Origin of the sequence: Amycolatopsis albidoflavus (assembly GCF_039525725.1) — a bacterium.
In the GTDB taxonomy this organism is placed as follows: Bacteria; Actinomycetota; Actinomycetes; order Mycobacteriales; family Pseudonocardiaceae; genus Amycolatopsis; species Amycolatopsis albidoflava.
In genome coordinates this window covers 238,692-265,119 of record NZ_BAAAHV010000033.1, presented here as the reverse complement: position 1 = coordinate 265,119, position 26,428 = coordinate 238,692, and the positions used below count along the sequence as shown (strand labels likewise).

General features: G+C 69.1%; 29 protein-coding genes. 15 read left to right on the top strand and 14 right to left on the bottom strand.

The genetic code is table 11. From position 1 onward, the window contains the following. The first annotated feature begins 73 nt into the window (after positions 1-73). The gene (locus tag ABD156_RS47630) at positions 74-790 is read left to right on the top strand and encodes a tyrosine-protein phosphatase (RefSeq protein WP_344288841.1); all 717 of its coding nucleotides are present in this window, start codon (positions 74-76) and stop codon (positions 788-790) included. Here ABD156_RS47630 and ABD156_RS47625 read toward each other — a convergent pair. Then, a complete protein-coding gene (locus tag ABD156_RS47625) occupies positions 780-2,084 on the bottom strand; it encodes an MFS transporter (RefSeq protein WP_344288839.1) in 1,305 nt (434 codons plus the stop codon). The two genes, ABD156_RS47630 and ABD156_RS47625, sit on opposite strands and share 11 nt — an antisense overlap. 73 nt (positions 2,085-2,157) lie before the next feature. Here ABD156_RS47625 and ABD156_RS47620 point away from each other — a divergent pair, with 73 nt between their 5' ends. Together ABD156_RS47620 and ABD156_RS47615 are read left to right on the top strand one after the other, a co-directional pair. Then, positions 2,158-2,769, top strand: coding sequence for a TetR/AcrR family transcriptional regulator (locus ABD156_RS47620; RefSeq protein WP_344288837.1), 612 nt, complete (start codon positions 2,158-2,160; stop codon positions 2,767-2,769). A gap of 12 nt (positions 2,770-2,781) precedes the next feature. Next, the gene (locus tag ABD156_RS47615) at positions 2,782-3,186 is read left to right on the top strand and encodes a hypothetical protein (protein ID WP_344288835.1); all 405 of its coding nucleotides are present in this window, start codon (positions 2,782-2,784) and stop codon (positions 3,184-3,186) included. A 1-nt stretch (position 3,187) separates the two neighbouring features. Here the strand turns inward: ABD156_RS47615 and ABD156_RS47610 are convergent, their stop codons facing one another. From ABD156_RS47610 to ABD156_RS47590, 5 genes are all read right to left on the bottom strand, one after another. Then, on the bottom strand, positions 3,188-4,315 hold the full coding sequence (locus tag ABD156_RS47610; RefSeq protein ID WP_344288833.1) for an alanine racemase: 1,128 nt from the start codon (positions 4,313-4,315) through the stop codon (positions 3,188-3,190). A gap of 164 nt (positions 4,316-4,479) precedes the next feature. Continuing rightward, positions 4,480-5,085 (bottom strand): helix-turn-helix transcriptional regulator, encoded by a 606-nt coding sequence (locus tag ABD156_RS47605; RefSeq protein ID WP_344288831.1) that lies wholly within the window; start codon positions 5,083-5,085, stop codon positions 4,480-4,482. Between the two features lie 99 nt (positions 5,086-5,184). Then, positions 5,185-5,397: an acyl-CoA carboxylase subunit epsilon gene (locus tag ABD156_RS47600; protein WP_344288829.1), complete on the bottom strand. Its 213-nt coding sequence runs from the start codon at positions 5,395-5,397 to the stop codon at positions 5,185-5,187. A gap of 7 nt (positions 5,398-5,404) precedes the next feature. Beyond that, positions 5,405-7,042 (bottom strand): acyl-CoA carboxylase subunit beta, encoded by a 1,638-nt coding sequence (locus tag ABD156_RS47595; RefSeq protein WP_344288827.1) that lies wholly within the window; start codon positions 7,040-7,042, stop codon positions 5,405-5,407. 14 nt (positions 7,043-7,056) lie between these two features. Continuing rightward, entirely contained in the window at positions 7,057-8,601 is a 1,545-nt protein-coding gene (locus tag ABD156_RS47590) for a hypothetical protein (protein ID WP_344288825.1), read from the bottom strand. 83 nt (positions 8,602-8,684) lie between these two features. Here ABD156_RS47590 and ABD156_RS47585 point away from each other — a divergent pair, with 83 nt between their 5' ends. Next, positions 8,685-9,503, top strand: a complete 819-nt coding sequence (locus ABD156_RS47585) for a GNAT family N-acetyltransferase (protein ID WP_344288823.1) — start codon at positions 8,685-8,687, stop codon at positions 9,501-9,503. Here ABD156_RS47585 and ABD156_RS47580 read toward each other — a convergent pair. Next, a complete protein-coding gene (locus ABD156_RS47580; RefSeq protein WP_344288821.1) occupies positions 9,500-10,375 on the bottom strand; it encodes an SRPBCC domain-containing protein in 876 nt (291 codons plus the stop codon). The genes ABD156_RS47585 and ABD156_RS47580 overlap by 4 nt on opposite strands. A 31-nt stretch (positions 10,376-10,406) precedes the next feature. Then, positions 10,407-11,108: an NAD(P)H-dependent oxidoreductase gene (locus ABD156_RS47575; protein ID WP_344288819.1), complete on the bottom strand. Its 702-nt coding sequence runs from the start codon at positions 11,106-11,108 to the stop codon at positions 10,407-10,409. Between the two features lie 70 nt (positions 11,109-11,178). Here ABD156_RS47575 and ABD156_RS47570 point away from each other — a divergent pair, with 70 nt between their 5' ends. Continuing rightward, the gene (locus tag ABD156_RS47570; RefSeq protein ID WP_344288817.1) at positions 11,179-12,162 is read left to right on the top strand and encodes a GlxA family transcriptional regulator; all 984 of its coding nucleotides are present in this window, start codon (positions 11,179-11,181) and stop codon (positions 12,160-12,162) included. A gap of 126 nt (positions 12,163-12,288) precedes the next feature. On the opposite strand, the gene ABD156_RS47565 is transcribed toward ABD156_RS47570, so the two are convergent. The 3 genes from ABD156_RS47565 to ABD156_RS47555 form a co-directional block, all read right to left on the bottom strand. Further along, positions 12,289-13,122, bottom strand: a complete 834-nt coding sequence (locus ABD156_RS47565) for an NBR1-Ig-like domain-containing protein (RefSeq protein WP_344288815.1) — start codon at positions 13,120-13,122, stop codon at positions 12,289-12,291. A 111-nt stretch (positions 13,123-13,233) separates the two neighbouring features. Next, entirely contained in the window at positions 13,234-14,070 is an 837-nt protein-coding gene (locus tag ABD156_RS47560; RefSeq protein WP_344288813.1) for an alkaline phosphatase family protein, read from the bottom strand. A gap of 134 nt (positions 14,071-14,204) precedes the next feature. Continuing rightward, positions 14,205-15,065, bottom strand: coding sequence for an alpha/beta fold hydrolase (locus ABD156_RS47555; RefSeq protein ID WP_344288811.1), 861 nt, complete (start codon positions 15,063-15,065; stop codon positions 14,205-14,207). Positions 15,066-15,135: 70 nt separating this feature from the next. Between ABD156_RS47555 and ABD156_RS47550 the strand changes: the two genes are divergently transcribed. Further along, positions 15,136-18,063, top strand: coding sequence for an ATP-binding protein (locus ABD156_RS47550; protein WP_344288809.1), 2,928 nt, complete (start codon positions 15,136-15,138; stop codon positions 18,061-18,063). Here the strand turns inward: ABD156_RS47550 and ABD156_RS47545 are convergent. Then, positions 18,023-18,514, bottom strand: a complete 492-nt coding sequence (locus ABD156_RS47545; protein WP_344288807.1) for a hypothetical protein — start codon at positions 18,512-18,514, stop codon at positions 18,023-18,025. The two genes, ABD156_RS47550 and ABD156_RS47545, sit on opposite strands and share 41 nt — an antisense overlap. A 152-nt stretch (positions 18,515-18,666) precedes the next feature. Here ABD156_RS47545 and ABD156_RS47540 point away from each other — a divergent pair, with 152 nt between their 5' ends. Both ABD156_RS47540 and ABD156_RS47535 read left to right on the top strand, forming a co-directional pair. Beyond that, complete coding sequence (locus ABD156_RS47540) at positions 18,667-19,221, top strand: MarR family winged helix-turn-helix transcriptional regulator (protein WP_344288805.1); 555 nt, start codon at positions 18,667-18,669, stop codon at positions 19,219-19,221. Continuing rightward, positions 19,218-19,589 (top strand): nuclear transport factor 2-like protein, encoded by a 372-nt coding sequence (locus ABD156_RS47535; RefSeq protein ID WP_344288803.1) that lies wholly within the window; start codon positions 19,218-19,220, stop codon positions 19,587-19,589. The genes ABD156_RS47540 and ABD156_RS47535 overlap by 4 nt, the downstream gene beginning before the upstream one ends. Positions 19,590-19,591: 2 nt before the next feature. On the opposite strand, the gene ABD156_RS47530 is transcribed toward ABD156_RS47535, so the two are convergent. Beyond that, positions 19,592-20,698, bottom strand: coding sequence for a C40 family peptidase (locus tag ABD156_RS47530; protein ID WP_344288801.1), 1,107 nt, complete (start codon positions 20,696-20,698; stop codon positions 19,592-19,594). 80 nt (positions 20,699-20,778) lie between these two features. On the opposite strand from ABD156_RS47530, the gene ABD156_RS47525 reads away from it, so the two are divergent. The 6 genes from ABD156_RS47525 (at position 20,779) to ABD156_RS47500 (ending at position 24,895) form a co-directional block, all read left to right on the top strand. Further along, complete coding sequence (locus tag ABD156_RS47525) at positions 20,779-21,588, top strand: biotin--[acetyl-CoA-carboxylase] ligase (RefSeq protein ID WP_344288799.1); 810 nt, start codon at positions 20,779-20,781, stop codon at positions 21,586-21,588. A gap of 83 nt (positions 21,589-21,671) precedes the next feature. Next, positions 21,672-22,247 (top strand): PH domain-containing protein, encoded by a 576-nt coding sequence (locus ABD156_RS47520; RefSeq protein WP_344288797.1) that lies wholly within the window; start codon positions 21,672-21,674, stop codon positions 22,245-22,247. A 1-nt stretch (position 22,248) separates the two neighbouring features. Beyond that, positions 22,249-23,178 (top strand): hydroxymethylglutaryl-CoA lyase, encoded by a 930-nt coding sequence (locus tag ABD156_RS47515; protein WP_116204770.1) that lies wholly within the window; start codon positions 22,249-22,251, stop codon positions 23,176-23,178. Further along, positions 23,168-23,743 (top strand): GNAT family N-acetyltransferase, encoded by a 576-nt coding sequence (locus ABD156_RS47510; protein WP_344288795.1) that lies wholly within the window; start codon positions 23,168-23,170, stop codon positions 23,741-23,743. Before ABD156_RS47515 ends, ABD156_RS47510 begins: the two co-directional genes overlap by 11 nt. Positions 23,744-23,825: 82 nt before the next feature. After that, positions 23,826-24,635 (top strand): TNT domain-containing protein, encoded by an 810-nt coding sequence (locus ABD156_RS47505; protein ID WP_344288793.1) that lies wholly within the window; start codon positions 23,826-23,828, stop codon positions 24,633-24,635. Next, positions 24,632-24,895, top strand: coding sequence for a hypothetical protein (locus ABD156_RS47500; RefSeq protein ID WP_344288791.1), 264 nt, complete (start codon positions 24,632-24,634; stop codon positions 24,893-24,895). The genes ABD156_RS47505 and ABD156_RS47500 overlap by 4 nt, the downstream gene beginning before the upstream one ends. Here the strand turns inward: ABD156_RS47500 and hisN are convergent. Further along, positions 24,889-25,680, bottom strand: a complete 792-nt coding sequence (gene hisN / locus ABD156_RS47495) for a histidinol-phosphatase (RefSeq protein WP_344288789.1) — start codon at positions 25,678-25,680, stop codon at positions 24,889-24,891. The two genes, ABD156_RS47500 and hisN, sit on opposite strands and share 7 nt — an antisense overlap. A gap of 42 nt (positions 25,681-25,722) precedes the next feature. Between hisN and ABD156_RS47490 the strand changes: the two genes are divergently transcribed. Continuing rightward, positions 25,723-26,424 (top strand): response regulator transcription factor, encoded by a 702-nt coding sequence (locus tag ABD156_RS47490; RefSeq protein WP_009072764.1) that lies wholly within the window; start codon positions 25,723-25,725, stop codon positions 26,422-26,424. Positions 26,425-26,428: the final 4 nt, after the last annotated feature.

Below are 26,428 nucleotides of genomic sequence, written 5' to 3'. Positions count from 1 at the left end.
ATCGCCTGTTCGACGGCCCTTTTCCGGCCTCGAAAGGCTGGCCGCGACCGACAGCGCGGGCCAAGATCGGCTGATGGGCGAGAACCGGGCAGTCGGCTGGGAAGGCTTCTTCAACACCCGAGACCTCGGCGGTCTCCCGACTCGATCCGGCACCCGCACCGAATCCGCGCGATTCTACCGGTCCGCCAGCCTCCGGTTCGTCACCGGCGAGGGCTGGGCCAGCGCGCGAGAATCCGGCCTCCGCACCGTCATCGACCTGCGCAACCCCGCCGAAATCAGCACCTGCGATGCCACCGTGCCGCCCGGAATGACGCGCCGCGAAGTCCCGCTGGACGACATCGAAGACACCGAGCTGTGGCGATACATCGCCGATGAACAGCTGGACGGAACCCCGCTGTACTACTGCGTTTTCCTTGACCGCAAAGCAGAACGCTGCGCAACGGTTCTAAGAGCATTGGCCCAAGCCGAAGGCGGAGTGCTCTTCCACTGCACTTCCGGCCGGGACCGAACCGGCCTCATCTCGCTGCTTCTGCTTGCGCTGGCCGACGTCGCCCCGGAAACCATCGCCGCTGACTACGCGCTCTCGACCGAGGCCGTCCTGCCGCTGTACCGCGCGCTAGGCGTCGAAGACCAAACGGAGCTGCTCGAAGCAGCATTGGCCCGCCGCCAAACGACTATCCGCGAAGCCGTCCTAAAGACCCTCGACGGCTTCGACGTCGCCGAATACCTCGTCCGCGCCGGAATGGCCGCGGACGAGGTAGACCGGCTTCGGGAGCGGCTCAGTCGGTGACCTGGTGCAGCTGTCGCGCCCGGCGGCTGCCGAGCGAATACCAGCCGGCGATCCCGGTGCCGACGGTGAGCGCGGCCGCGCTGAGGCCCAGCGACCAGTGCACCCCGACGGCGGAACCGAGCAGCCCCACGGTGAATCCGCTGCCCGCGCGAAGACCGTTCGCGGACACGCTGTACACGCCGATCACCCGCCCGCGTTCCTCCGGTTTCGCCAGCAACTGCACGACGGTCTGGCCGATCGACATCGACGCCAGGTTCGCCACGCCGCCGATCACCAGCAGCGCCACCGCGATCGGGTAGCTGGCGGTCATCGCGAAGAACAGGCTCGAGATCCCGTAAATCGCCGTGCTGATCACCGCCGCGGGCACGTTCGGTTTGATCTTTCCGGTCGCTTCCAGCAGGATCCCGCCGATCACACCGCCCGCGCCATTGGCGAACAGCAGCACGCCGTACGCGGTTCCGGCGCTGCCCGCGCCGAGGTCCTGCGCGAAAATCGGCATCGAACTTTGCATCGAAGCGCCGACGAAGAACGCGCCGAGCCCGGCGAGAATGATCATCCCGACCATCGTCGGATTCCCGCTGATTTCCTTCAGCACCCGCACCGAATCCATCAGTCCGACCCGGGGCCGGCGAATAATTCCGCCGTCTCGCGTGTGTCCGGTGAACTTGGTGCGGAACAGGAACACCGTCAGCGGCAGGTAGAACGCGACGTTCACGAAAATGCCCGCCACCGGCCCAAGCCCGAGCAACAGTGCCGAACCGACGACCGGGCCGAAGAGGATGCCCAGGCTGCGGAAGGTGGCGTTGAGCCGGACCGCGCTCGGCAATTCGGCCGGCCCGACGAAATCGTGCAGCATCAGCTGCTCGCCCGGGCCCCAGATCGCGCCCGCGCAGCCGTGCAAAATCAGCAGTACGCAGGCACTCCACACCTCAAGGGTGTTGGTGAGGATCAGCACGCCCCACGCGGCGGACACCGCCATGAACAGCACCTGCGCGGCCTGGATGATCCGGCGGCAGTCGTGCCGGTCGGCCAGGCCGCCGAAGTACACCGAGAACAGCAGGAACGGCACCCAGTGGCTGATCACCTCGAACCCGGTCAGCGCGGGCGACTGGAACTTCTCCCACAGCACCCAGTAGGTGATGACGTGCTCGACGTTGTCGGCCATCATCGCGAGGCCGGTGCCGATCAGGTACGGACGGCAATCCTTGTTGTAGAGCGCGGCGAATTTGCGCGGGGCCGCGGGGGCAGCCTCGGCTTCGGGTTGGTGCGTCGGCACCCCGCACGCGGAACACATGACTGAGAACCCCCTAGTGAGCTGGTGCGCTCAACGCTAGACGAGACGTTGCGTCTTGGCTAGACTTCTTCACGTGGGCGACGTCACTGAGTCCGGCGAGCGCCGGCATCACGGGAACCGTTACGGCCGCAGCGAGAACGCGCGCCGCGCGGTGTTGCACGCGGTCGACGATCTGCTGGTGGAGGTCGGGTTCGCCCGGCTCACGATGGAGGGCATCGCGGCCAAGGCGGGCGTCGGCAAGCAGACCGTCTACCGCTGGTGGCCGTCCAAAGTGGACATTCTGCTCGAAGCTCTCGGCGACGACCTCGTCGAAGAACTCTCCCCGCCCGATACCGGCGATCTCCGCAAGGACCTCTGCGCGCATCTTGCCGCGATCGCTTCCTTCCTGACTACCGCCGACGCCGGAGCGGTGTTCCGCACGCTGCTCGGCCAGGCCCAGCACGACCCGGACCTGGCGCGACTGCTGCGCGAGGACCACATCCGCGGCCAGCACGCGCGCGACCGGCTTCCGCTCGAACGCGCCGTCGCCCGGGGTGAACTGCCGTCGGACGTCGATCTGGACAGCGCGGTCGAGCAACTCGTCGGGCCGATCCACTACCGCGTGCTGGTCACTGGCGCCCCGGTGCCGCCGGAATTCACAGATGGCCTGGTTGAGCGATACCTCCGGGAGCATCAGCCCGAGTAGGCTCCTGGAGACATGGGAACGGTCTGGTGGCTGATCGGTCTGGCTGTGGCCGCCGTGGTCATGGCCGGGATTGTCTGGGTTTTCCGGGATCGCGCGGGCGGGCTCGATCAACGATTGCGGGCGGCCGAACAGGCCTCGCGCTGGCGATTCCTGCAGCAGCGCTGGGAATCGGAACCGATGGCGCGGCTCGCGACGGTCCAGCAGGTGCACGCGCTCACCCAGAACGGCGGCTGCCAGGTCCGGATCGTGTGGACCGACAGCTACCACGCCGAGGACGTCGAGATCGAGCACGACCAGGCCGACGCCGGCGACTATCTGTTGCTGCGCGGAGTCGGCCCGCTCGGTTCGATCACCCGGGAGGAGCTGCTGGCGCACGCGGGTGCGGACGCTCCGGAGTGGGCTCAGCGCGGACGTTGATTCACCAGCCGCTTAGCCGCTGCCACGTGCCGACGAGACGGCTGTTCTCCACGATCCGGTAGCCGCTGTGCTGTGCGGCGGTGGCACACGCGTGGTTGGGCAGGACGCGCAGGCGGGTGCCGATCGGCAGGTCGGGCAGCGGATGTCCGTCGCGGGTGGTGAGGATTCCGTGTTCCTGGCTCGCGCCGGTCACCACGAGGCCGGGCACCAGGGTGCCGTCGAGCTCGGCGACCAGGCCGTATCCCTGGTCGACGGCTTGATTCGCGGTGCCTCGGTCTCGCGACAACGCCATCCAGCCGCCGTCAGTGAGGATCCAGCCGTGCTCGGGGCGGTGTCCGATCACGGTGACGACCACGGACAGCGCAAGGTCTTCGACGCGGCAGACGCCGAGCCCGGCCATCACCAGGTCGAAGAAGACGTAGTTGCCAGCGCGGACTTCGGTGACGCCAGTGAGGTCGTCGGCTGCGTGTGCGGTCGGGGTCGAGCCGACGCTGACGGTGCCTGCGTACAGGCCTTCGTCGCGAAGGCGTTGTGCTGCAGCGACAGCGACGTCACGTTCGTGCGCGGCGGCTTCGCGTTGCGCTGCCGGGGTTGTCGCGAAGTAGGACTCACCGGCGTGTACGAGGACACCGTCGAGACAGTCGTGCAGCTGTCGTCCGATGGCAAGCAATGCGGGGTCTTCGGGCAGTACGCCGCCACGGTGGCCGTCGCAGTCGACCTCGATCAGCGACGGAATCCGTAGCCCGGCTTCCCGTGCTGCAGCGGTTACCGCGGAGGCTTGCGCGACGCTGTCCAGCAACACGCGCACGGTGATACCCCGTCGCAGCAACGCAATCACGCGCGGGAGCTTGTGCGGATCGATGCCGACGGCGTACGTGATGTCGGTGTAGCCGCCGTCGGCGAAGGCTTCTGCCTCGGCCAGCGTCGACACCGTGATCGGGCCTGGCTTTCCACCGTGCATCAACGCCGTCGCGGGTAGAGCCTTCGCCGTTTTCGTGTGTGGACGAAGGGAAACGCCGAGTTCGCGCATCCTCTGCGCTAAAAATTCAGCGTTGCGCTGGGCACGGGAAAGCTCGACGACGGCGAACGGCGTGTCCGGGTCAGCCAGTGTTTCCTCAGATGGCGGCAATTTCCTGCACTTCGACCTTCGCTCCAAAGTGGAGGGTGCTCGACCCTACGCATTGACTGACAACAGTCGATCCCGGCTCGTGCCAGCAGCGGCGAGACAGGCGTCGATGTTGGCCAGAACTTGCTTAACCTGTACGGAAAACGACTCATCGGTCATCGACGGGCTCATTTCGCGTAGTTGTAGACAGTCGCCCGGGATACGCCGAGCAGGTCGGCGATGATCTGGGCGGCGTCGCGGGATTCGAAGTACCCCTCGTCGCGCAACCGGCGGACGAGGTCGCGTTTGGCCTCGCGGGAAAGGGAACGCGGGCTGCCACCGGCCGCGCGTTCGATCCGTTCTCGCAGTTCACGCGACGTGCGGGAGCGCAGGTCTTCGACGACACCGGGCTGTGCGGCGTCGGTGGCGACCAGGCTGGTCAGCGTGTGCGTGAGCGGCGACAGCGCCGAGATGTCGAGATTCAGGCACAGCGCGGCGACGTACTCGCCCGCGGCGTTTTTGATGCCGATCGACGTGCTTTTGACCGGCCGCCCGTCCGGGAACTGGTTCGGGTAGTTCTGCAGGACGCTCGGGTAGTCCGGGTCGCTGATCCGCTGCAACCCCAGTTCGGTGGCCGGGTCGCCGACCTGGCGGCCGGACAGGTTGTTCTCGATCGCGCGGATCGCGTGGTCCGGATCCCGCAGGTCGTGCAGCACGACCTCGCACAGCCCGGGGAACATCCGGCCGACCGCGACCGCGATCTTCTCGGTTTCCCGGATGAGGTGCTCGTCCACGGTGCCGCCTTCGACTCAATATCCAACTTTAGAAAATGAGTCTAGCAGGTGGGCAAAAAGTTGATCCCGGCTCGGAAACCGGGATCAACCAGCGAGACTTCAGCGAGGCAACGACGAGGCGCGCCAGGCCCCGTCACCAGCTGCGATCGGCGCGTGCACCGCGGCCGACCGGTCGCCCCACCACGAGGTACGACGCCGCGCTGGAGCGGGTGCCGACGCCGAAGCAACCGTGGCCACCACCGCGGTGAGCGCGGCGAGTTCGGCGTCGTCCGGGTTGCCGCGGACCACGCGGAGCAGGGGAGCGTCCGTCATCGCGACCTCACAGGGGGATGTTGCCGTGCTTCTTGGGCGGCATCGATTCGCGCTTGCCGCGCAGCAGGCTCAGCGCCTTGGCGACGTGGCCGCGGGTGTGCGCGGGCACGATCACCGAGTCGACGTAACCGCGTTCGGCCGCCGCGTACGGGTTGAGCAGCGTGTCTTCGTACTCCTGGATCAGATCGGCGCGCAACGCGTCCACGTCGCGACCCTCCGCCGCCGCGTTCGCCAGCGTCTTGCGGTGCACGATGTTCGCCGCGCCCTGCGCGCCCATCACCGCGACCTGCGCGGTGGGCCAGGCCAGGTTGATGTCCGCGCCGAGGTGCTTGGAGCCCATCACGTCGTACGCGCCGCCGTAGGCCTTGCGCGTGATCACCGTGATCAGCGGGACGGTCGCCTCCGCGTACGCGTAGATCAGCTTCGCGCCGCGGCGGATGATGCCGTTCCACTCCTGGTCGGTGCCGGGAAGGAAACCGGGAACGTCCACAAAGGTCAGCACCGGGATGTTGAACGCGTCGCAGGTCCGCACGAACCGCGCGGCCTTCTCGGACGCGTCGATGTCGAGGCAGCCGGCGAACTGCGTCGGCTGGTTCGCGACGACGCCGACGCTTTGGCCGTCCACCCGGCCGAAGCCGACCAGGATGTTGGGCGCGAACAGCTCGTGCACCTCGAGGAACTCGCCGTCGTCGAGCACACGGGTGACGACCTCGTGCATGTCGTACGGCGTGTTCGGCGAGTCCGGGATGAGCGTGTCGAGCTCGCGGTCGGTGTCGGTGACGTTCTCGAAGAACCCGGCCGGCGGCGCGTCCGCGTCGAACTCCGGCGGCTCGGACAGGTTGTTCTGCGGCAGGTAGGAGAGCAGTTCCTTGACGTAGGCGATGGCGTCCTCGTCGTCGGAACCGAGGTAGTGCGCGACGCCCGACTTGGTGTTGTGCGTGCGCCCGCCGCCGAGTTCCTCGAAGGTGACGTCCTCGCCGGTCACCGTCTTCACGACGTCCGGTCCGGTGATGAACATCTGCGACGTCTCGTCCACCATCACGACGAAGTCGGTGAGCGCGGGGGAGTAGACGTGCCCGCCCGCGTTCGCGCCCATGATCAGCGAGATCTGCGGGATGACGCCGGAGGCCATGGTGTTGCGGCGGAAGATCTCGCCGTACAGGCCGAGCGAGACGACGCCTTCCTGGATCCGCGCGCCGCCGCCCTCGTTGATGCCGATGATCGGACGGCCGGTCTTGATCGCCAGGTCCATCACCTTGACGATTTTCTCGCCGTAGACCTCGCCGAGCGCGCCGCCGAAGACGGTGACGTCCTGGCTGAACACGCACACCGGACGCCCGTCGACGGTGCCGTACCCGGTGACGACGCCGTCGCCGTACGGGCGGTTCTTCTCCAGCCCGAAGTTCGTGGAGCGGTGCCGTGCCAGCTCGTCCAGCTCGACGAACGAGCCCTCGTCGAGCAGCAGATCGATCCGCTCGCGGGCGGTTTTCTTGCCCTTGGCGTGCTGTTTCTCGATCGCGCGCGCCGAACCGGCGTGCACGGCCTCGTCGTAGCGGCGGTAGAGATCCGCGAGCTTGCCGGCCGTCGTGTGGATGTCCGGTTCTCCCTCGGGCGGCGTCCCGAGCGGCTGCGTCGCACTGCTCATGTGGCGGAGCTTAGCTACTGCGCGGTTGCCGCGCGTGTGGCGTAGGACTCCCTCGTCGCTGTTTCGCACACCAGGACGCGGCCGTCGAGCGTGCCGATGACTAGCCGGTCCGGGCTTCGTGCGCTCAGCGAGAGCGGGACGACGGGGTGTCCGTTGACCTGCAGGTGCTGTCTTCCGAGTTCGCGACCGTCGGCGGCGTCGAGGGCGACGAGCTCGCCGGAGTTGAACGTGACGTAGACGGTGTACCCGATGGTGTCGATCGCGGTGACCTGGTGGTCGGCGGTGAAGACCCACTGGGCTTTTCCGTCGGGATAGGAGCGGCGGACGACGCAGGAGTTGCCGGGCAGGAGTCCGGCTCCGTTGTGGACCGCGGTGGCGTGGACGATCGATCCGTCGACGAACACGCCGGGGCCGCCGAAGAGGTGCCTGCCTTGCGCCGGGTCCCATTCGAGGGGAAACAAGCGCTCGGTTCGCCGTCGTGCGGGATCGAAGGCGACGACCCATTTGTCCTGGTGCGCTTTCTGCCCCATGCCCTGCAGGAACACCAGGGCGGGGGCACGGCGGATGTCGAAGAAGTGGTTGAACAGGTCGTAGCGGCCGAGTTCGACCCGGCTTTCCGATGGCAGTACCTCGGTCGGGCCGGTTTCGAGGCGGATCGCGAGCTGTCCGGTTTCGTCGGTGACGACCACGGCGGGGCGATCGAAAGCCCGGAGCGGTTCGACGTGTCCGTCGGCCAGCCGGACGCGTTCGACGGTCGAGGCCGATCCGGTCCAGCCAGTCCAGGTGTTGAGGACGGCGGTGTTCTCGGCGGGGTCGACGTAGAGCTGGCACCCGACGCCCGAGGCAGGCACGGACCATTCCCGTTCGCCGGTGGCTGACCAGCACTCCACGGCGACCCGATCAAGACTGGCGAGAATCCGCCCGTCGCTCAACGCGGCGACCGCCCACACCTGCCGTCGGCGTTTCTCCGGGGCGAACGGCGTGGCGGTTGGTGCCACAGCGACGCCGTTGATCTGCAGCGAACGGGACTTCACCACTCGCCAGTCCGGCACGGTGATGGCGACTGCCAGCGCGGAGGTATCGAGTTCCTCCTCGTCGTCCTCGGTGGGGACCGAAATTTTCGCGTCGAGGGTGTGCCGGTCGCGCCAGCGAAGTTCGGTGACCTCACGGCGGTCCTTCAGCAACGAGGTCGCGCGGCCGGATTCGAGGTCGAGAACGGTCAGCTCGCCTTCGTAGAAATAGCCGCCGTCGTACGACCCGGAGCCGATGGCCAGGATCGGCAGCTCCGGATGGAACGCCAACGCGTTGACCGGCCAATGCAGGCGCACGAGGTGAACGCATTCGAGCGTGCCCGCGCGGTAGACGCCGACACGGTTCCAGGCGGTCGGGCCGGACGAACTCTCCACGCTGTGCCCGGCCCACAGCGGACGTCCCAGCGCACCCCCGACGGCCACATAGCCCGTACGGGAATCGGCCTCGGTCAGCCGCACCTCGCCGACTTCGGCGAACTGGCCGTCGCCGAGAACCTGCTGGACGGGCAGCACTTCGGAGTCGGTCACCAGCAAAGCCTATGGCGGGCGTCAGTTGAATTTTCGGCGTCGAGCAGGCCCTGGCGGGCGTTCTCCGGCCTAGGGTGGGGAGCGTGCTGCTCGCCGACGCCTCGGTCCGCTCGCTCGGGCCCGCCGACCTGTCCGCTTGCCTCGACCTCGGAACCGATCGCGGGTGGCCGCGCGAAGAACGGAAATGGGCGATGCTGCTGGACGTCGGCCGCGGATTCGGCATCGACGCCCCGGACGGCGGCCTCGCCGCGGCGGCGGTGCTCACCCGGACCGGGCCGACCGCGAGCGTGTCGATGGTCGTCGTCGCGGAGCGATTCGCGCGGCAGGGGCTCGGCCGTCGCGTGACCGCGCGGGCGCTCGGCGAAGCCGGTGACGCCGTGGTGTCCTTGCACACCACGGAAAACGCGCGTCCGCTGTACGAATCGCTGGGCTTCGAGTTCGACGGCGGCTGCGACGACCATCGTGGCCGATTCATTGACGACGGAGGCCCGGGGTCGCGGCCGATCGGTCCGGCGGACGTGGCGCGAGTGTATGAATTGGACAGTGCTGCACAGGGCTTCGCGCGGCGGGAGTTGTTGAACCGCATGCTGTTTGAGGCCGACCACGTCTACGTGACTGACGACGGTTATGCGCTCGGCACCGCGCAGGCCGGAGTCTTGGTGATCGGTCCCGTGGTGGCGGCTGACGAGGAGCAGGCTCGCGCGCTGATTCGCGGCATCGCCCGCACCACGTCCGGCGATCTTCGGCTAGCCGTGGATCACCGGTTCCCGGAGCTGTCGGCGTGGTGCGAGGCGCGCGGGCTGGCGGTCCACGGTCCGGCGCCGCGGCTGGTGCTCCACGGAAAAGCGTTGCCGGGGCCGGCGGAGGTGCGGTTTTCGCCGTACAACACCGCTCTCGGCTAGCTGTACCGCTTCCTGACCTCGGCGCGCCGCTCCGCCGACCACGGCTCCAGCTCCACCTTGAACGTCCCGGCGAACAACGCGTTCAGCTGCTCATGCCGAGCCGTCAGCAGGTCCGGCAGCTGATCGGCGAGCTCCGCCGGAACGGTCTGGGTCAGCTCCACCCGCACGCCGTCCAGCGGATCCGCGGTCACTTCCCATCGCACGCGCCCGGCCGGTTTCCCGTCGTGCAGCCAGGTGTAGGCCAGCACTTCCGGCGACCGCGATTCCAGCACCTCCGCCCCGTCTTCCGGCTGCGGCAAGCGATTCCAGACGTCCTCGGCAGGCGGCCAGACCAGGTCGCGGCGGAAGCGGATCGTTCCGCCGTCCAGGACTTCGCCGTCCTCCAGGCCGAATTCCTCGATGTAGTGCACCATCCGCGCGTGCCAGTCGGTCGGCATGTCCGGCTCCCGGCCGTCCAGCGCGGCTTCGAGGGAATCCAGGCAGGCGACCCAGCCGGTGACGTGCCGTCCCGCGCCGAGCAGGGCGATGTCCGGTTCGCCGCGGTTGAAGACGTGCGTGAAAGCGAGCTTGCTGCCCGCGCCGTCGGCTGACACCTCGATCCGGATCAGGTCCGAGTTCCAGGTGAACTCGAAGACCTCCGGCGGCCGGTAACCGAGGATCTCGCCCTCGCTGACGTCCCCGGTCTCGGTGAAGGTGAACGTGATCTTCCCGCCCGGGGCCGGGGTTTCCGGCAGGGCGACGGCGGCCGGGAACCAGTGCGCCAGCTCCTCGGGCGAGGTGACCGCGCGCCACACCTTCTCCGGTGGATGCGCCAGGGTCCGTTCGAGTTTCACGCTCGGTCGTCCGCCAGGAGTGGTTCGCAGGATCGCCATGCCCGTATATAACCACGGAGGTATATACGGGTCAAGCCGTCAGGTGCACCGCGTACCCGGTCTGACCTGGGGCGACCTCGGGCAGCAGGACGAGCCGCCGGTCGTAGTCGCCGCCGTCCTGGGTGCGATACGGCAGCGGATCGGTCGTTTCCAGGGAATGCAAACGTTTGCGCAGCTGCTCGGCGACGCAGTCGAACTTCTCCGGCGTCATCCGGTTCGTGCCGGTCACTTTGAGCGGCGGCAGGACCGTCATGCCGGTGTAGAAGAGCGTGGCGTGCTGGACGTTGAACAGCAGATCGTCCAGCGAACCGTGCGCGCCGCGCGGGCCGAGGCTGTCCTCGTGCGCCCCGGCGGTCACGATGACCATCGCGCGTTTCCCGGCCAGCACGCCGTTGCCGTAGCGCAGGGTGTGGCCGGTTTCGTCGCGGTAGTCGTAGCCGTATCCCTGCACGAAAACGCGGTCGAACCAGCCTTTGAGGATGGCCGGCGTGTCCGCCCACCACAGCGGGAATTGCACGACGACGGTGTCCGCCCAATCCAGCTTTTCGTGCTCGATCCGGACGTCCTCGGGCACGGTGGCGATCTCGTCGACGATCGGGTTCCAACGCATCGCGTAGAGGTCGGATTCGCGCACGTCATGGCCGAGGTCGCGAAGGGTGGTGACGCCCTCGTCGCGGAGTGCGCCGTTGAGGGAGGCGGGGTCGGGGTGGGCGTAGATCCACAAGACGTTCATGAGGTCAGGGTGCAACCGGCGAAACGGTCAAAACAGTGGCCCGATGGCCACCTTGTGCAAGAATCGGGCCATGACTGTTTTTCGTCATCCGGAGCGGCACAAGGTCGCGGTGCTGGTGCGGCACGGCATGCTCGTGATGGAGCTCGGCATCGTCCACCGGCTGTTCGGCCAGGCCAAATCCGCGGACGGCGAGCGGTTGTACGAGGTCGTCACCTGCACGCCGGAGCCCGGCGACATCCGCACCGATTCGGACTTCACCATCCCGGTCGCGCAGGGTCCCGAGGCGGTCGCCGAGGCCGACACGGTGATCGTGCCCGCGTCGTCGCTCGAGTACGAGCCCACCGGACGGCAGCTGACCCCGCAGCTCAAGCACGCGATGAGCCTGGTGTGCCCGGACAGCCGGATCGCCTCGATCTGCACCGGCGCGTACGTGCTCGCCGCGATGGGCCTGCTCGACGGCCGGCGCGCGACCACGCACTGGCGTTCGGCGTGCGAATTCCAGCTCGAATACCCGCGCGTGCAGCTCGACCCGGACGTGCTCTACACCGAGGACGGCAACGTCTTCACCTCGGCAGGCGTCGCGTCCGGCATCGACCTTTGCCTGCACATGATCCGCCGCGATTTCGGCGCGACGGTCGCCAACGAGGTCGCCCGCGGCACGGTCGTTTCGCCGCATCGCGAAGGCGGTCAGGCCCAGTTCATCCGCCGTCCGGTGCCGGAGCCGAGGTCGTCTTCCACGGCGGCCGCGCGGGCGTGGGCGCTGGAGCATCTCGACCAGCCGATCACGCTGCGCGACCTGGCGGTGCGCGAGTCGATGAGCACGCGGACGTTCACCCGGCGGTTCCGGGACGAGGTCGGGATGTCCGCGCTGCAGTGGCTGACCCAGCAGCGAGTGGAGCGCGCGCGGCAGTTGCTGGAGGAGTCGGAGCTGCCGGTGGACCGGGTCGCCGCGGCGTGCGGATTCGGGACGGCGGCGTCGCTGCGCCAGCACCTGCAGGCCGCGCTCGGGGTTTCGCCGAGCGCCTACCGGACGACGTTCCGCCGTCCGGCCTGAATGCGGCGGTCCGTGGCAGCGCTGTTCGCAAGCTGCCACGGACCGACCCCCAGCGGCACTCATCCTCATCGAGCGGGCTGGGTGTTCGGTACCCCGATGACCAGGTCTTACAGAATCTGACACGCGTCAGGAGACGACGGTCACCAGTACATACACCGGGCGGCGGGTCGAGAAGAACTCCGCGCCGTGCGCGTCGACCATCTTCCAGCCGATCCAGCAGCGCCCCGGCGCGGGCGAGGCGGTCAGCGGAACGCTCACCATCACGTGGTCGCCGGGCGGGGTGTCGCCGATCAGCACCCGGTCCGGGGTGCGGCACGAGCCCGGGGCCGGCGGCAGGTCCATCCGCTGCAGGTACCGCTGATGCCAGGCCACCGAGCCGGTGTTCTTCAGCTCCCACACCTTTTGAACGGTCTCGCCGACGTGGATCACGGTGCCGTCGGGCACGGTCACGTCGCCGACGAACTGGGAATTGTCGCCGGGGAGGCGCGCACCGACGTCGACCATGGTGCCGCTGTTCAGCTTCGGCACCACGATGGCGGCGACAGCGGCGAGCAGCACGACGACGAACGCGACCGCGGCCAGCGCGTACTTGCGGCGGCGCCGGGGTTTCTCCGGGGCGACCGGGTCCGAGGTGATCAGCACCGGTTCCGCCGACGCGACCGCGGCCGTTTTGACGATCTCGACCTCGGTCGGTGCGGCGACCTCAGGTTCCGGCGGCACGCCTTTCAGTTCTTCCCAGCGTCGCCGCCACTGCTGTTCGTCCGCGTCGCACGCCCGGACGAACTCGCGGGTGGTGTCCCACGACGGGAACCGGGTGCCGCGAACTGCCTCGTGCAGCGTGGTGTGCGAGATCTGGCCGGAGCGGTCGGCCATCTTGCGAAATGACGGATTCCCGGCCCGCGCGCGCAGTGCGGCGAGTTCCGCGGAGAGCACCTCGGCGGCAGATTGCCCGTCGCCCATCGCTCTCCCTGGTTGTCAGATCCGCTGGTCGGACCAGTCTGACATTCCAGTTCGGCACAGCTGGGCGCACCCCGGTCGCGGCCCCGGCGTGGGAGCCGCGACCGGCGCGCGTCACTGCCAGGCGTCGGAGATCGGCGTCTCGTTCGCCGCGTTGCCGATGCCGGGGAGACCGTTGGCGGCCTCCATGGTGCGCAGCACGGTGTAGTGGTTGATCGTTTCCGAGTAGTCCCCCTGCTTCACGTGCGCGCCGGTGAAGCTGGTGTAGATCTGGTTCGTCGAGGTGCCTTCGTCCTCGTCGAACGTCACGATCAGCAGGCTGTTGTGCGTCTTGGCCCACTGTGCGTAGCCGTCGAGGTTGTTCTTCAGCCAGGTGTCGCCGGTGCCGACCGAGCAGTCGTGCATGTCGTTGCACATGTTCGGGGTCACGAACGAGACGCTGGGCAGCTGCGAGTAGTCCGACGGGAACTGCGAGTAGCGCAGGTTGCTCGACGCGGGCACGTTCGAGAAGTCGACCCAGCTGTTGTGCTTGCGCCGGTACTCGCCGGACGAGCAGCCGGTGTAACCGTCGGACGGCATCGACTCCGAGTAGCCGGTGAAGGTCTTCCCCGCGCCGGCGAGCTGCGAACCGAGGTTGTCCACCGCGCCGAGGTTTTGCGGGCAGGTGTCGTCGGTGACGCCCTGGGTGTCGCCGGAGAACAGGGCGACGTAGTTCGGCTGGCTCGGGTGGGTGAGCGCGTGGGAGTCGGTGAAGTTCGCGCCCTGCGCGGCGAGCGAGGCGAAGTAGGGCGCGGTGGTCGAGTCGATCGACGTCGACGACTCGTTCTCGAACATCACGAGCACGACGTGGTCGAAGGTGGGCACGGTTGCCGCTGCTGAGGCTGGTTGGGCGGCGGTTGCCGCGCCGAGAATTGCCGTCGCGACGGCGGCCACGATCCGCTTGCGGAACACAGGTCCTCCAAGATCGGTCGGGAAATGCGCTCAGGTGGGAGCGGCATAGACCGTGCCACGGCGGAGGTGTCCCGGAGAGCGGTCGGTGGGTGAATTACTGGCGACCACTCGTCCGGGGCACGACTTTCGAAGGGTCAGCGTGCGAGCAGGTCCCGCAGTGATTTCGTAACGCTGGCAGGGGAAGTCTCGGCCATGAAATGTCCACTGTGTACGGTTTCGTGCACGCAGTCCGGTGCCCACGCGCGCCAGAGCGCGGCCGCGTCGAAGCCCAGCGCGTCGCCCCAGCCCTGCTGCAGGACCGTGGTCGGCATCTTCAATTGGCGGCCCGCGTCGCGGTCGATGCGGTCGTGTTCGAGGTCGATGCCCGCGGAAGCGCGGTAGTCGGCGACGATCGACGGAACGGCGTTCCGGCTCGCTTCGAGGTACCGGGCGCGGATATCGGCCGGGATGGACTCCGGGTCGGCGCCCCACTGGTCGAGGAAGTAGCTGAAGAACGCGTCCGGCGCGCCGCTGATCAGCTGCTCGGGAAGGCCGGGCGGCTGCGCCATGAGGTAGAGGTGGAAGGCGACGGACGCGGTGACGCCGTGCAGCACGTCCCACATGTCCAGCGTCGGCAGCACGTCGAGGATGGCCAGGTGGGACACGTGGTCCGGGTGGTCGAGGCCGGCGCGGATCGCGACGAGCGCGCCGCGGTCGTGTCCGGCCAGCGCGAACTGTTCGTGGCCGAAGGCGCGGGCGAGGGCGACGACGTCGGCGGCCATGGTGCGCTTCGAGTAGGTCTCGCCGGTGTCGGCGGGTTTGTCGCTGTCGCCGTAGCCGCGCAGGTCCGGGCACAGGACGGTGTGGTCGGCGGCGAGGTCGGCGGCGACGTGCCGCCACATCAGGTGGGTCTGCGGGAAGCCGTGCAGCAGGACGATCGGCGAGCCGGAGCCCGCGACCGCCACGTTGAGGGACACGCCGTCCGCGACGGGCACCCGCTGGTAGTCGAAGTTCATGCGACCCAGCGTGCGCCGGGCCGATCAGCAACCGATCAGCGCCGACTGAGCTGATTACAGTACGGAATTGATGACCATCTCGTTTTCGGTGCTGGGCCCGCTGACGGCCCACGACGCGCGCGGGCCGGTGACGTTGCCCGGGCCGCGGCATCGTGCGGTGCTCGCCCGGCTGCTCGTTGCCCGTGGACAGGTGGTTTCGACGGACGCGCTGGTCGACGCGTTGTGGGCCGTTCCGCGGGCGGGTGCGGTCGGCGCGGTGCAGACCTTCGTCGGCGCGCTGCGGCGTTCGCTCGAACCGGACCGGCCGCCGCGGACGCCCGCGAAACTGCTGGTCACCGCTGGGCCGGGTTATGCGCTGCGCGCTGAACCGGAGCAGGTCGACGCGTGGCGGTTCGAGGCGTTGCTGCGGGGGACGCCGTCGGTCGCGCAACTGGACGAGGCGCTCGGCTGGTGGCGGGGCGAGCCGTACGCGGAGTTCGCCGACGAGCCGTGGGCGCGCGCGGAACGGACTCGGCTTGACGAACTGCGGTTGCTCGCCTTGGAACGGCGGGCTGCTGGCTTGCTGGATCTCGGCCGCGCCGCCGAAGCGGTACCGGATCTGGAGTCCCTTGTGGACGCTCATCCGCTGCGCGAGGAAGCGTGGCGGCTGCTGGCCCTCGCGTTGTACCGCGCTGGACGTCAGGGTGATGCGCTTGCCGCGTTGCGTCGGGCGCGGTCCGGGTTGGCGGCGGAGCTGGGCGTCGATCCTGGACCGGCGTTGCGGCAGGTGGAGCAGGACATCCTCGCGCAGGCTCCGCAGTTGGCACCGTCGGTTCCGGGCCGGTTGGCCGGGCGAGACCCTGAGCTGACGCGGCTTGCCGAAGTCGCGGCGGAAGTGGCTGAGCGCAAGCGATTCCGGCTCGTGCTCGTGTCCGGCGAGGCAGGCGCGGGCAAGACCGCGCTGGTCGAGGAATTCGCCGCACGGCTCGGCTGGACGACGGCGTGGGGCGTGAATCCCGACGGCACCGGGGTGCCGCCCGCCTGGCCGTGGACGCGGATTCTCGCCGCGCTGGGCGAACCGGTCCCGCCCCGGTCTGCAGGCGGTGATCCGGCGGTGGCGCGGTTCGAATGGCACCAGGCGATGACCGCGCGGATCGCGGAGGTCGCTCGCCGGGGCCCGCTGCTGCTCGTCCTCGACGATTTGCAGTGGGCGGGCGAGGAAACCCTGGCGCTGCTGACGTCGATGACCGCATCTCCAGTGTTGTTGATCGCGACGTACCGAACCACCGAAGTCTCCGCAGAACTTACTGCGGCGCTGGGCAGACTCGCGCGCGCCGACCCGATTCGGCTGTATCTAAGCGGGCTTTCGGTCGAGGCGGTAGCCGAGTTGGTCGGTCCCGAATCCGCGGCGGTGATTCATCGGCGGTCTGGCGGAAATCCGTTCTTCGTCAAGGAATTAGCTCGCGCATTGGATGCCGAAGGCGACTTGCCGGACGGAGTACGCGACGTCGTCCGGAACCGGATCGCCGCGCTGCCGGACCAGGTGCGTGCGGTGCTCGGAAAAGCCGCGGTCATCGGGGCGGACGTCGACCTCGGGTTGCTCGGCGACGTCCTGGATGAGCTGGAAACCGCGGTACAGGCAGGATTTCTGACCGAAAGCGGACCGCGAGCTTTCCGGTTCGCACATGCGCTCGTCCGCGACGCTGTCTACGACGACCTTTCGCTGGCTCGGCGCGCGCAACTGCACCGTGAAGTCGGCGAGGCTTTGGCCAGCCGTCGACCGTCTGAGGTTTCCTTGCTGGCCCATCATTTTCTGCTCGCCGGAGACGATCGCGGTACCGCCTATGCGCAAGCTGCGGCGGAACGCGCCGAACGGGATTTTGCGCCGCACGAAGCACTTCGGCTCTGGCAAGCCGCTTTGGCGCAAGGACCGCGTACTGTCGAATTGCTGATGGGCCTTGCCCGGACGTCCGCGTTCACCGGGTCTTTGGCCGCCGCGCGCCGTTACCGCGCCGAGGCTTTGGACCTCGCCGGTGACGACACCGCGTTGACCATCCGGGTTCTGACCGCGTTCGACGTGCCAGGAATCTGGACCGAGAACGACGACCCGGCGCTGGCCCGCCGCATCGCCGACGCCGCCGACCGCGTCCACGCCACTGACCCGCTCATCCGTGCCCGGTTACTGGCGACCATCGCGTTGGAACTGCGCAACGAAGGCGGTCAACGCGCCCACGACGCGGCCGTCGAAGCGGAAAAACTGGCACGCGCCGTCGGGGATCCGGCGCTGCTCGCGTTGGCGTTGAACGCCCGCTGGACGCAGACCTTCACCCGCGCCGGCCTGGCTCCGGAACGCGCCCGGATCGGCGAAGAATTGGTCGAACTCGCTGCCCGGCACCGATTAGTGACGTTCGAGGTGCTCGGTCACCTCGTGCTGATGCAAGCCCGCTCAGCGCTCGCCGATTTCACTGCCGCCGACACTCACGCGGCGGCAGCGGATCGGCTGGGGGAGCAGTACGACCTCCCGCTCGTCAGCGTGTTCACCGACTGGTACCGCGCGCTCCGCCTGGCCGTCACCGGCCCGGTCGCCGCTGCGGAAGCCGCCTATCGCAGCGCCGCGGCCAGGTTGTCCGGCAGCGGAATGTCCGGAGTGGACCGTGGCCTGCTGCCGCTCGCCCGGCATTGCCTTTACGTCCAGCACGACCTGGAGTCCACAGTGGACTTCACACTGCCGCCAGAGCGCCCGGATCTGTTCCTGGAGCTGCGCGCCTGCCTCACCGTCGAGACCGGAGACGCGCGCGAGCTGTACGAGCGACTGATCCCAGCGGAGAACGAACTGGCCGGCGCCGGTTCCGGCGTGGTGACGCTGGGGCCGGTCGCGTATTACCTAGGCGAGCTGGCTGTCCGATTAGGACTGTCGCCGGAGGAGCACTACCGCAAGGCCGCCGAAGTAGCCCGCCGCGCGGGTGCCGCGCATTGGGTCAGTCGACTACGTACCACTTGCCGCCGCGATTCTCCATAACCGCGTCGCCGAGGTCGCTGTCGGTGAACTTGACCGACGCCTTCACCGCGCGCGCCGGGATCTCGACCTTCTTGGCCCCGTCCTTGATCTTGGAACGGTCGACCGTCGCGGTCTGCAGGGCCTTCTTCTGGGTCGGGGAGATCAGCTGGAACGCCATCGGCATCGTCTTCTCGCACGGACCCATGCCCTCGTTCTCCGCCTTCTTGGCGGCCGGACCGGCGATCTCGCAGACCGTCGCGAGGTCCTCCTTGCCCGCGGCGTGCATGAAGGCTTCATACCGCTCGACCGCGTCACCGCCGGTGGCCTCGGCAGCCGACGACGACGGGGGTGCGGCAGAGGCCGACGGCGAGGGCTTTGCGGCCGAGGAAGACGCGGGCGCGGTCGAGGGCGCGGGAGAAGCTGTTCCGCCGCTTTCGCCGGAACAGCTGGCGATCAGAAGGGCAGCGCCCACGGCCAGAAAGGGGAGGATGCGAGCGGACATGGCGTGCCTTTCCCGTCAGGAAGAATGCTCGGGAGCATAAGCGACAGACGGGTGCTGCGTGCGGAAACGGGAATCTTGCCGCTTGCGCCGAGCCCTCGGGCTAAGTATAGAATGCCTTCATTATGAAGGACGTACATAAATCCTCGACCACGGACGAAGCGGGTCTGCTCTACGACTCAGGGGTCCGGGAAGCGATGAGCGCGTTCGCGCTGGGCGGGGACACTCTCGCGTTGGAAGCAGCCGCGGCGATCCGCTCCGCGGCACAAGCTGTCGACCGGCTGCGCGGACACGGTGCGGGCGGACGCGGTCTCAGCACGGGAGCGCTCGATGTCCTCTCTCGGTTGAGCAGCGGCCCCGAAACGGGACTCAGCATCGGCGAGCTCGCTCGCGCCGCGGGGGTCAGTTCGCGGAACGTCACCGGCTTGGTCGACACCCTCGCCCGCGATCAGCTGGCCGAACGCGTCCAAGACCAGCACGACCGCCGGTCGGTCCGCGCCAGGATCACGCCCGCCGGTCGCGAATGGCTGGCTTCCTTCCGCGAGCCGACCCAACGCGCGATGACCGCCCTGTTCCGCGGCTTCAGCCCGGAAGAACTCGCTCAATATCGGCACCTGTGCCTTCGCCTGGCGGAAAACCAGCGCCAGATCGAGCAGCACCTTTCCTCGGAGGCACGATGACCACGGAAACCCGGCGCACCGTCCGGGCCTATCACGAAGCCCGGTTCCGGGGCGACGTTCCGGCCGCCGCGGCCCAAATCGGCGAGAAGTTCAGCTTCCGCAGCCCGTTCATCGCTTCGGAAAGCCCGACGGGCCACCTCGACGGAATCGACGGAATGCTGTCCATAGTCACCGGCGTCGAGATGATCAGCGAGCTGTACAGCGACACCGAAGCCACCTTGGTCTACGACGTGCGCACCGCCTCACCGGTCGGCACCCAGCGCACCGCCGAACACTTCCGCCTCGCCGACGGGCGCATCACGTCGATCCTCCTGATTTTCGACGCGACCCCGTGGCAAGCCGTCATGGCCGCGGCCGGACCCGTCTGACGTCAGTTCGCCGGATGCCCCGCCCCGGCGTAATCGTCGCCAGGCCGGTGGAACGTGTGGATCTGGATCGCCTGCCCCTCAGTCGGCGCGTTGATCATCAGGCCGTTCCCGAGATACAGCCCCACGTGGTGGATGTGCGCCGGGCTGCCGTAAAACACGAGATCGCCCAGCTGCGGTTCCTGGCCGCCCGGAACCTGCGGCATCGAGCGGTACTGGCTGTCCGCCGTACGCGGCAGGGAAACCCCAGCGCTGTCGTAGGAAGCCTTGGTGAGACCCGAGCAGTCGAAGCCGGCCGCGCCCGCGTCGGGGCCGTTGCCGCCCCACACGTACGGCAGGCCGAGCTGGCCGAGCGCGAATCGCGCGGCGTGCACCGAAGGCGCGTTCGACTTCGCCGGGTCCAGGGACAGCGTCGCGTACAGCTGGGCGTAGCCGAGCACCCGCTGCCGGAACAGCTCCATGCCGCTGCCGTTCTCGTAACCGGCCAGCGCCTTCCACCAGCCGTTGCCTGCGGACAGGTCGACGCCGCTCGCGCACAGTGCGCGGCCCGCGGCGACGGAGGCGGACGACGGGTCGGACAGCGCCGGGTTCGCGATGCCGGGAATCTGCGCGCCGTACTTCTTCCACTGCGGCGTCGAAAGCCCCATCGCGGCACCGTCGCTGCGGCCGTGGTTGTTGCCGGCGACGCCCAGGCCCGCCAGCGTGACCCACGAGAGGTGACAGTCCGGCCGCTCCTTGCGCATGGTCAGCTCGCCGTTCGCGTAGCCGAGCAACGCGGGCGCCGGGATGTCGAGCGGCCCGGCGAGCGAATCCGCCCACTTCTGCAGCGGAGCCGGACCGCCGCCTCCGCCAGCCGCGCCCTGCGCCGGTTCCTGCGCTTGCACCGGAGCGCTAGCCTGCAGCACCGACGGACCGCTGACGGTCTGCGTCGGCACTGGCGCGGTGAGGGCGGCCTGCGCCGGAACGGGAGCGGGCTGATCGCGCCCGGCGACCAGCCAGCCCGCGGTGGCGAGTCCGGCGACCAGCGGCAACGCCACGAGCCCTCGATACAGCGCGCCACGAGCCCAGGTGGGCTTCTGCGGCGCGTCGGCGGTGGGGGTCTCCGGCGTCACGGCGTCCAATCTAGAAGAGCGCACCTCTGGGTAACGAGCGAACGGCTTGCACGTTAGGGGGACTCTCATATTGTGGGCACATGGCTGAACTCGACGCGGCGCGGCTGCGGGACGGACTCGGCGGCCGCTACGCCCGCCTCGACGTCGTGGAGACGACCGGTTCCACCAACGCTGACCTGCGGAAAGCCCTCACCGAGGGTGCGGCGGACCGGACTGTTTTGCTGGCCGAACACCAGACGGCGGGCGTAGGACGGCGGGCTCGTTCCTGGAGTTCGCCGAAGGGGGCCGGGCTGTACCTGAGCATCGCGCTGCGCCCGGCGGGGGTGCCGTTCTCCGCGCTCGGTTCACTGTCGGTGGTCGCCGGTCTCGCGGTGCACGCGCTCGCCACCGATCTGGGTGTCGATGTCGCCCTCAAATGGCCTAACGACGTGCTTGCCGGGCCGGACCGGGCCAAGTGCGCGGGCATCCTCGCCGAGGCCGTCGGCACCGACGACGCGGCCGTGGTGCTGGGCATCGGGCTGAACGTGCTGCCGCTCGGCGACGACGTCCCGGCCGGTCCGGGCGGCCTGCCCGCGACCTCGCTCGCCGAGCAGGGCGCGACGAGCACCGACCGCACCGAGATCGCGCTCGGCCTGCTGACCAGGTTCGACGACCTCGAACGCCGCTGGCGCACCGCGGGCGGAGACCTCACCGAGGCCGGGCTGCTCGGCGACTACCGCGCCCGGTGCGCGACGCTCGGCCAGGACGTCCGGGTCCAGCTGCCGGACGGGTCGACGCTCACCGGCCGCGCCGCGGACCTCGACGCGTCCGGCCAGTTGCAGGTCGACGTCGCCGACGGGCGGCGGCTGACCGTTTTCGCCGGCGATGTGGTGCACGTCCGCCCGGCTTGACCGGAACGGGCGCGCCCGCGCGGGGCCAGCGCCGGTACGGTGGATCCACCACATCGGCACACATTCGCAGGGGAGCGCCCGCCGTGGCCTATCCGGACGATTTGCTCAGCCAGAACGAGCGCGTGGTGGTGCACAGCCACCCGCACTTCAAGATGCTGATCTTCCCGTTCCTGGCGTTCGTGATCACCGTCGGCGCGGCGGTGTGGCTGTTCCTGGTCACGAAGGACCTGGCCGCGCCGTGGAACAACGTCTCGATGATCGCGATCGCGGTGGTGGCGCTGGTCCTCGTGGTGTGGCTGTTCCTCTCGCCGCTGGTCCGCTGGCGCACGACGCACTTCATCGTGACCACCGACCGGCTGATCGCGCGTGAGGGCGTGCTCAAGCGCACCGGCATCGACATCCCGCTGTCGCGGATCAACAGCGTGCAGTTCGAGCACGGCCTGATGGACCGGATCTTCGGCTGCGGCACGCTCATCATCGAGTCGGCCTCGGACGAGCCGCTGCGCTTCGATGACATTCCCCACGTCGAGCACGTGCACACGGTCATTTACCGCGAAGTCAACGACAATCCCTACGACGACTACCACGGCGCGCCCGGTCCGCAGGACACCGAACCTCTGCCCCCGCGCGGCCGGGAACCGCGCGGAAGGAGACGCTGACGTGGGTGCTCGAGAGGTCGGCCTGCCGGAACGGGTCCCTGCGGGCGGACTGCCGCCGCGGGTCGAGATCTGGGAGGTCGGGGCGCGCGACGGGCTGCAGAACGAGGGCTCGGTCGTGCCGGTCGAGGTCAAGCTCGAATTCCTGGACCGGCTCGCCGGCGCCGGGCTGACCACTCTCGAGGCGACCAGCTTCGTGCACCCCAAGTGGGTGCCGCAGCTCGCCGACGCCGAGCAGCTGCTCGCCGGGCTGGATCGCCACGACGGCGTCCGCTATCCCGTGCTGGTGCCGAACGACCGCGGCCTCAACCGCGCGCTCGACGCGGGCGTCGACCACATCGCGATCTTCGCCAGCGCCACCGAGACCTTCGCCCAGCGCAACCTGAACTCGACGTTCGACGACCAGTTCGCCATGTTCGAACCGGTGGTCACGCGGGCTCGTAAGGAGGGCCTCGAGGTCCGCGGCTACCTGTCGATGTGTTTCGGCGACCCATGGGAAGGCGTGGTCGCCGCGGAGCAGGTGGTGCGCGCGGGCAAGCGGCTGCTCGACTTCGGCTGCTCGCAGCTCTCGCTCGGCGACACCATCGGCGTCGCCACCACGAACCAGGTCACCCGGCTGATCGAGGCGTTCGGCGACACCTCCGCTCTCGCCGTGCACTTCCACGACACCTACGGCCAGGCGCTGGCCAACACCGAGGCCGCGTTGCGTGCCGGAGTGTCCACTGTGGACTCGTCGGCGGGCGGCCTCGGCGGCTGCCCGTACGCCGAGTCGGCGACCGGCAACCTGGCGACCGAGGATCTGGTCTGGCTGCTGGAAGGGCTCGGCGTGGAGCACGGCGTCGACCTCGGCAAGCTGGTGGAGACCAGCGTGTGGATGGCCGGACAGCTGGGCCGTCCGTCGCCGTCGCGGGTTGTGAACGCGCTTGCCGGATAGCACCGTCGAATTCGTCCCGCTCAGCGCGGAGACGTGGCCGTTGTTCGAGCGGCTCTTCGGCCCCGGCGGGGTGCAGGGCGGCTGCTGGTGCTCGTTCTTCCGGCTCAGCGGGCCGGACTACAAGGCCGCCGGCCGCGAGGGCCGCAAGGAGCACGTCCGGGGCGAGGCTCAGGACGGGAAACCGTTGGGGCTGCTGGGAATCGTCGACGGCGAACCGCTGGGCTGGGTGGCCGTGTCGCCGCGGAAGGACAATCCGCGGCTGGTCCGGTCGCGCGTGATGGCGTCGGACGAACCGGGCGCGGTCTGGTCGGTGACCTGCTTCTACATCCACCGGCGCGGCCGTCGGCGCGGGCTGGCGACGGCGTTGCTGCGGGCCGCCGTGGACTACGCCGCCGAGCAGGGTGCGGAAAGCGTCGAGGGATATCCGGTGTCGGACGCGACGCGTTCCGCCGCCGACCTCTACCACGGCACGACCGGCATGTTCACCGACGCGGGCTTCGAGCTGGTCGAGGAGCGCGCCCCGGCCCGCGCGTTGGTGCGGCGGCGCATCCCCGTCGCCCGATAAGGTGGGTTCCCCGCCCGCCCGGAACCTTCCGGCGCGAGCGAGCGTCCGACCCGGTGCCGGCACGACCGAGAAGAGGGTGCCAGTGTCCGACCGACCCGAACCCGCAGACACCGACGTCGCCACCGGCCCGGTGCGCGTGCCCGCGCAATACGGCGGGTTGCTCGAACGCGGCTTCGACGAGGTGCCCACCCCGCCCGCGGGCACCGGTGTGGTGCCCGCGCACAGCCGTCCGCCGGTCGGTTCTCCGCGCACGGACCGGGAAAGCGTGCTCGCGTTGTTCGCCGTCCACATGTTCCCGCTCGGGCATTTGCCGGTGGCCGCGGACCGCCCGGACCGGCAGTTGCCGCTGCCCTCTGGCGGAGACACCGAGGGGGCGCGGCGTCCGTTGTTCGATCATCCGGAATCGGCGTTGCTCGACGACACCGCGGTGCTCGGATACGTCAAACAGGGCTTCCGCCGTTCGCCCGCGCCGCCGGTGGATCCGGAGCCGCCCGAGGCGGTCACCGAAGGCTATGCGCCGCCGGAGGGGCAGGAATGGGAGCGCCGGTTCGTGGTCGGCGCCGAGTACGTGTGGCCGCCCGAGGAGGGCTGCGTCGAAGAGCCGAATCCGGTGGTACTGCCGGAAAACACGCTGTTGGACCGCTTCGGCAGCGATCACGGCCGGGTGTTCGCACCGGACGGGACGCCGTTCGCGGAGCGCGCTTTGCCGCCCGCCGCGCTGCGTTCGGGCTACCGTCGCTACCGCGTGCTGAAGCCGATGCCGGTGTGGCAAGCGACGTCGGCGGAGTGGTTCGACGGGCCGGGCGGCGGAATCCGCTACCGTGCGGTGCTCTCCGCGGACGAACTGGTCACGCTGGGATTCCTGGTTGATGTCACGCGGGAGGCACGATGAACACCCAGTCGATCCGGAAGTGGCTGGACGTCATCGGGGTGCCCGAGGAAGTCGTGTCGATCGGCCGGGAAGCGGACAACACGTGGTGCCTGCTCCCGACCTCCGACGGCGGCTGGGAAGTGTTCTGGCGCGAGCAGGGCAACCGCTACGACTGGGCCGCGTTCACCTCCGAACAGGTCGCCTGCCACTACCTCTTCGGCAGGCTGACCTGGTCACAGGTGGCGCGCGGCGCGGTCGGCGTGCTGCCCGGCGCTCACTGACGGCGCAGGATCTCCAGCGCCTCGTCGTGCAGGAGGCCGTTGGTGGACAACGCTGAGCCGCCCTCGTAGGTCTCCGCGCCGGAAAGATCGGTGAACCGGCCGCCCGCCTCGGTGACGATCACCTGTGCGGCGGCGACATCCCACGGGTTCACGATGCACTCGGCCGCGACGTCCATCGCGCCCTCGGCAACGAGGCAGTGGCTCCAGAAATCGCCGAACGCGCGGGATTCCCAGCACGCCTCGGTGAGCGCGAGGTACTTCTCGCGGGAGTGGTACTCGGTCCAGCTGTTCAAGTCCGTCGTGGACAGATAGGCGTCGCCGAGCGCCGCCACCTTCGACACCGACAGACGCCGTTCGCCCGCCGCGTCGCGCAGGTGCGCGCCTTCGCCGCGAGCCGCCCACCAGCGGCGGCCCAGCAACGGCGCGCTGATCATGCCGACCACCGGCGTGCCGTCCTCGACGAGCGCGATCAGCGTCGCCCACACCGGGACGCCGCGCAGGAAGTTCTTGGTCCCGTCGATCGGGTCGATCACCCACGCCCGGCCTTCGCTGCCCGCGGTCCCGCCGCGTTCTTCGCCCGCGACGGTGTCGCCGGGCCGTTCCGCGGCGAGGATTTCGCGGATCGCGTCCTCCACGGCGGTGTCGGCGTCGGTCACCGGAGTGCGGTCCGGTTTCGCGGACACCGCGAGGTCGAGCGCACGGAAGCGGGCAGTGGTCAGCGCGTCGGCGGCGTCCGCCAGCCGGGTGGCGAGAGCGAGGTCATCCGAGTAGGCAGGCACGGTCACGATGGTTTCACGCCCGTTCGCCGTAAGGTTGGCCAGGTGAGCATGGTCCTACTTGCCGAAGACGATCCGGCCATCGCCGAGCCGCTGTCCCGCGCGCTGCACCGGGAGGGGTACGAGATCGAGGTCGTCACCGACGGGCCGGCGGTGCTCGCCGCGACCGCCGCGCACCGCGTCGACCTGCTCGTGCTCGACCTCGGGCTGCCCGGGATGGACGGGCTGGAGGTGTGCCGCAGACTGCGCGCGAGCGGCACCGAACTGCCGGTGCTGATGCTCACCGCGCGCACCGACGAGGTCGATTTCGTCGTCGGCCTCGACGCGGGCGCGGACGATTACGTCGCCAAGCCGTTCCGGCTCGCGGAACTTCTCGCGCGGATCCGTGCGCTGCTGCGCCGCCGGGTGCCGGAGGTGCTGGAAGCGGGCGGCGTCCGGATGGATCTCGGCGCGCGACTGGTCACAGTGGACTCCCACGAGGTGCAGCTGGCGAACAAGGAGTTCGAACTGCTGCGCGTGCTGATGAGCCGGGCCGGGCAGGTCGTCAGCCGCGACGAGATCCTCGCCGAGGTGTGGAACGACCTGGAGTCCAAGACGTCGAAGACCCTCGACATGCACATGTCCTGGCTGCGCCGCAAACTCGCGGTCGCCGCCGACGAGGCGGCGGGCAGGCAGGCCAAACCGGCGCACTCCGACGCCGAACGGCGCATCGCGACCGTGCGCGGCGTCGGGTTCCGGTTCAATGTCGAGTAGCCGC

What these genes read in the sequence shown, in the direction of transcription:
- ABD156_RS47615 (WP_344288835.1), top strand. Translation starts at nt 2,782, where the DNA reads ATGGGAACGGTCTGGTGGCTGATCGGTCTGGCTGTGGCCGCCGTGGTC.
- ABD156_RS47595 (WP_344288827.1), bottom strand. Translation starts at nt 7,042, where the DNA reads ATGAGCAGTGCGACGCAGCCGCTCGGGACGCCGCCCGAGGGAGAACCG.
- ABD156_RS47625 (WP_344288839.1), bottom strand. Translation starts at nt 2,084, where the DNA reads ATGTGTTCCGCGTGCGGGGTGCCGACGCACCAACCCGAAGCCGAGGCT.
- ABD156_RS47535 (WP_344288803.1), top strand. Translation starts at nt 19,218, where the DNA reads ATGACCACGGAAACCCGGCGCACCGTCCGGGCCTATCACGAAGCCCGG.
- ABD156_RS47490 (WP_009072764.1), top strand. Translation starts at nt 25,723, where the DNA reads ATGGTCCTACTTGCCGAAGACGATCCGGCCATCGCCGAGCCGCTGTCC.
- ABD156_RS47575 (WP_344288819.1), bottom strand. Translation starts at nt 11,108, where the DNA reads ATGAACGTCTTGTGGATCTACGCCCACCCCGACCCCGCCTCCCTCAAC.
- ABD156_RS47500 (WP_344288791.1), top strand. Translation starts at nt 24,632, where the DNA reads ATGAACACCCAGTCGATCCGGAAGTGGCTGGACGTCATCGGGGTGCCC.
- ABD156_RS47555 (WP_344288811.1), bottom strand. Translation starts at nt 15,065, where the DNA reads ATGAACTTCGACTACCAGCGGGTGCCCGTCGCGGACGGCGTGTCCCTC.
- ABD156_RS47565 (WP_344288815.1), bottom strand. Translation starts at nt 13,122, where the DNA reads ATGGGCGACGGGCAATCTGCCGCCGAGGTGCTCTCCGCGGAACTCGCC.
- ABD156_RS47570 (WP_344288817.1), top strand. Translation starts at nt 11,179, where the DNA reads ATGACTGTTTTTCGTCATCCGGAGCGGCACAAGGTCGCGGTGCTGGTG.
- ABD156_RS47525 (WP_344288799.1), top strand. Translation starts at nt 20,779, where the DNA reads ATGGCTGAACTCGACGCGGCGCGGCTGCGGGACGGACTCGGCGGCCGC.
- ABD156_RS47600 (WP_344288829.1), bottom strand. Translation starts at nt 5,397, where the DNA reads ATGACGGACGCTCCCCTGCTCCGCGTGGTCCGCGGCAACCCGGACGAC.
- ABD156_RS47580 (WP_344288821.1), bottom strand. Translation starts at nt 10,375, where the DNA reads ATGGCGATCCTGCGAACCACTCCTGGCGGACGACCGAGCGTGAAACTC.
- ABD156_RS47630 (WP_344288841.1), top strand. Translation starts at nt 74, where the DNA reads ATGGGCGAGAACCGGGCAGTCGGCTGGGAAGGCTTCTTCAACACCCGA.
- ABD156_RS47540 (WP_344288805.1), top strand. Translation starts at nt 18,667, where the DNA reads ATGAAGGACGTACATAAATCCTCGACCACGGACGAAGCGGGTCTGCTC.
- ABD156_RS47550 (WP_344288809.1), top strand. Translation starts at nt 15,136, where the DNA reads ATGACCATCTCGTTTTCGGTGCTGGGCCCGCTGACGGCCCACGACGCG.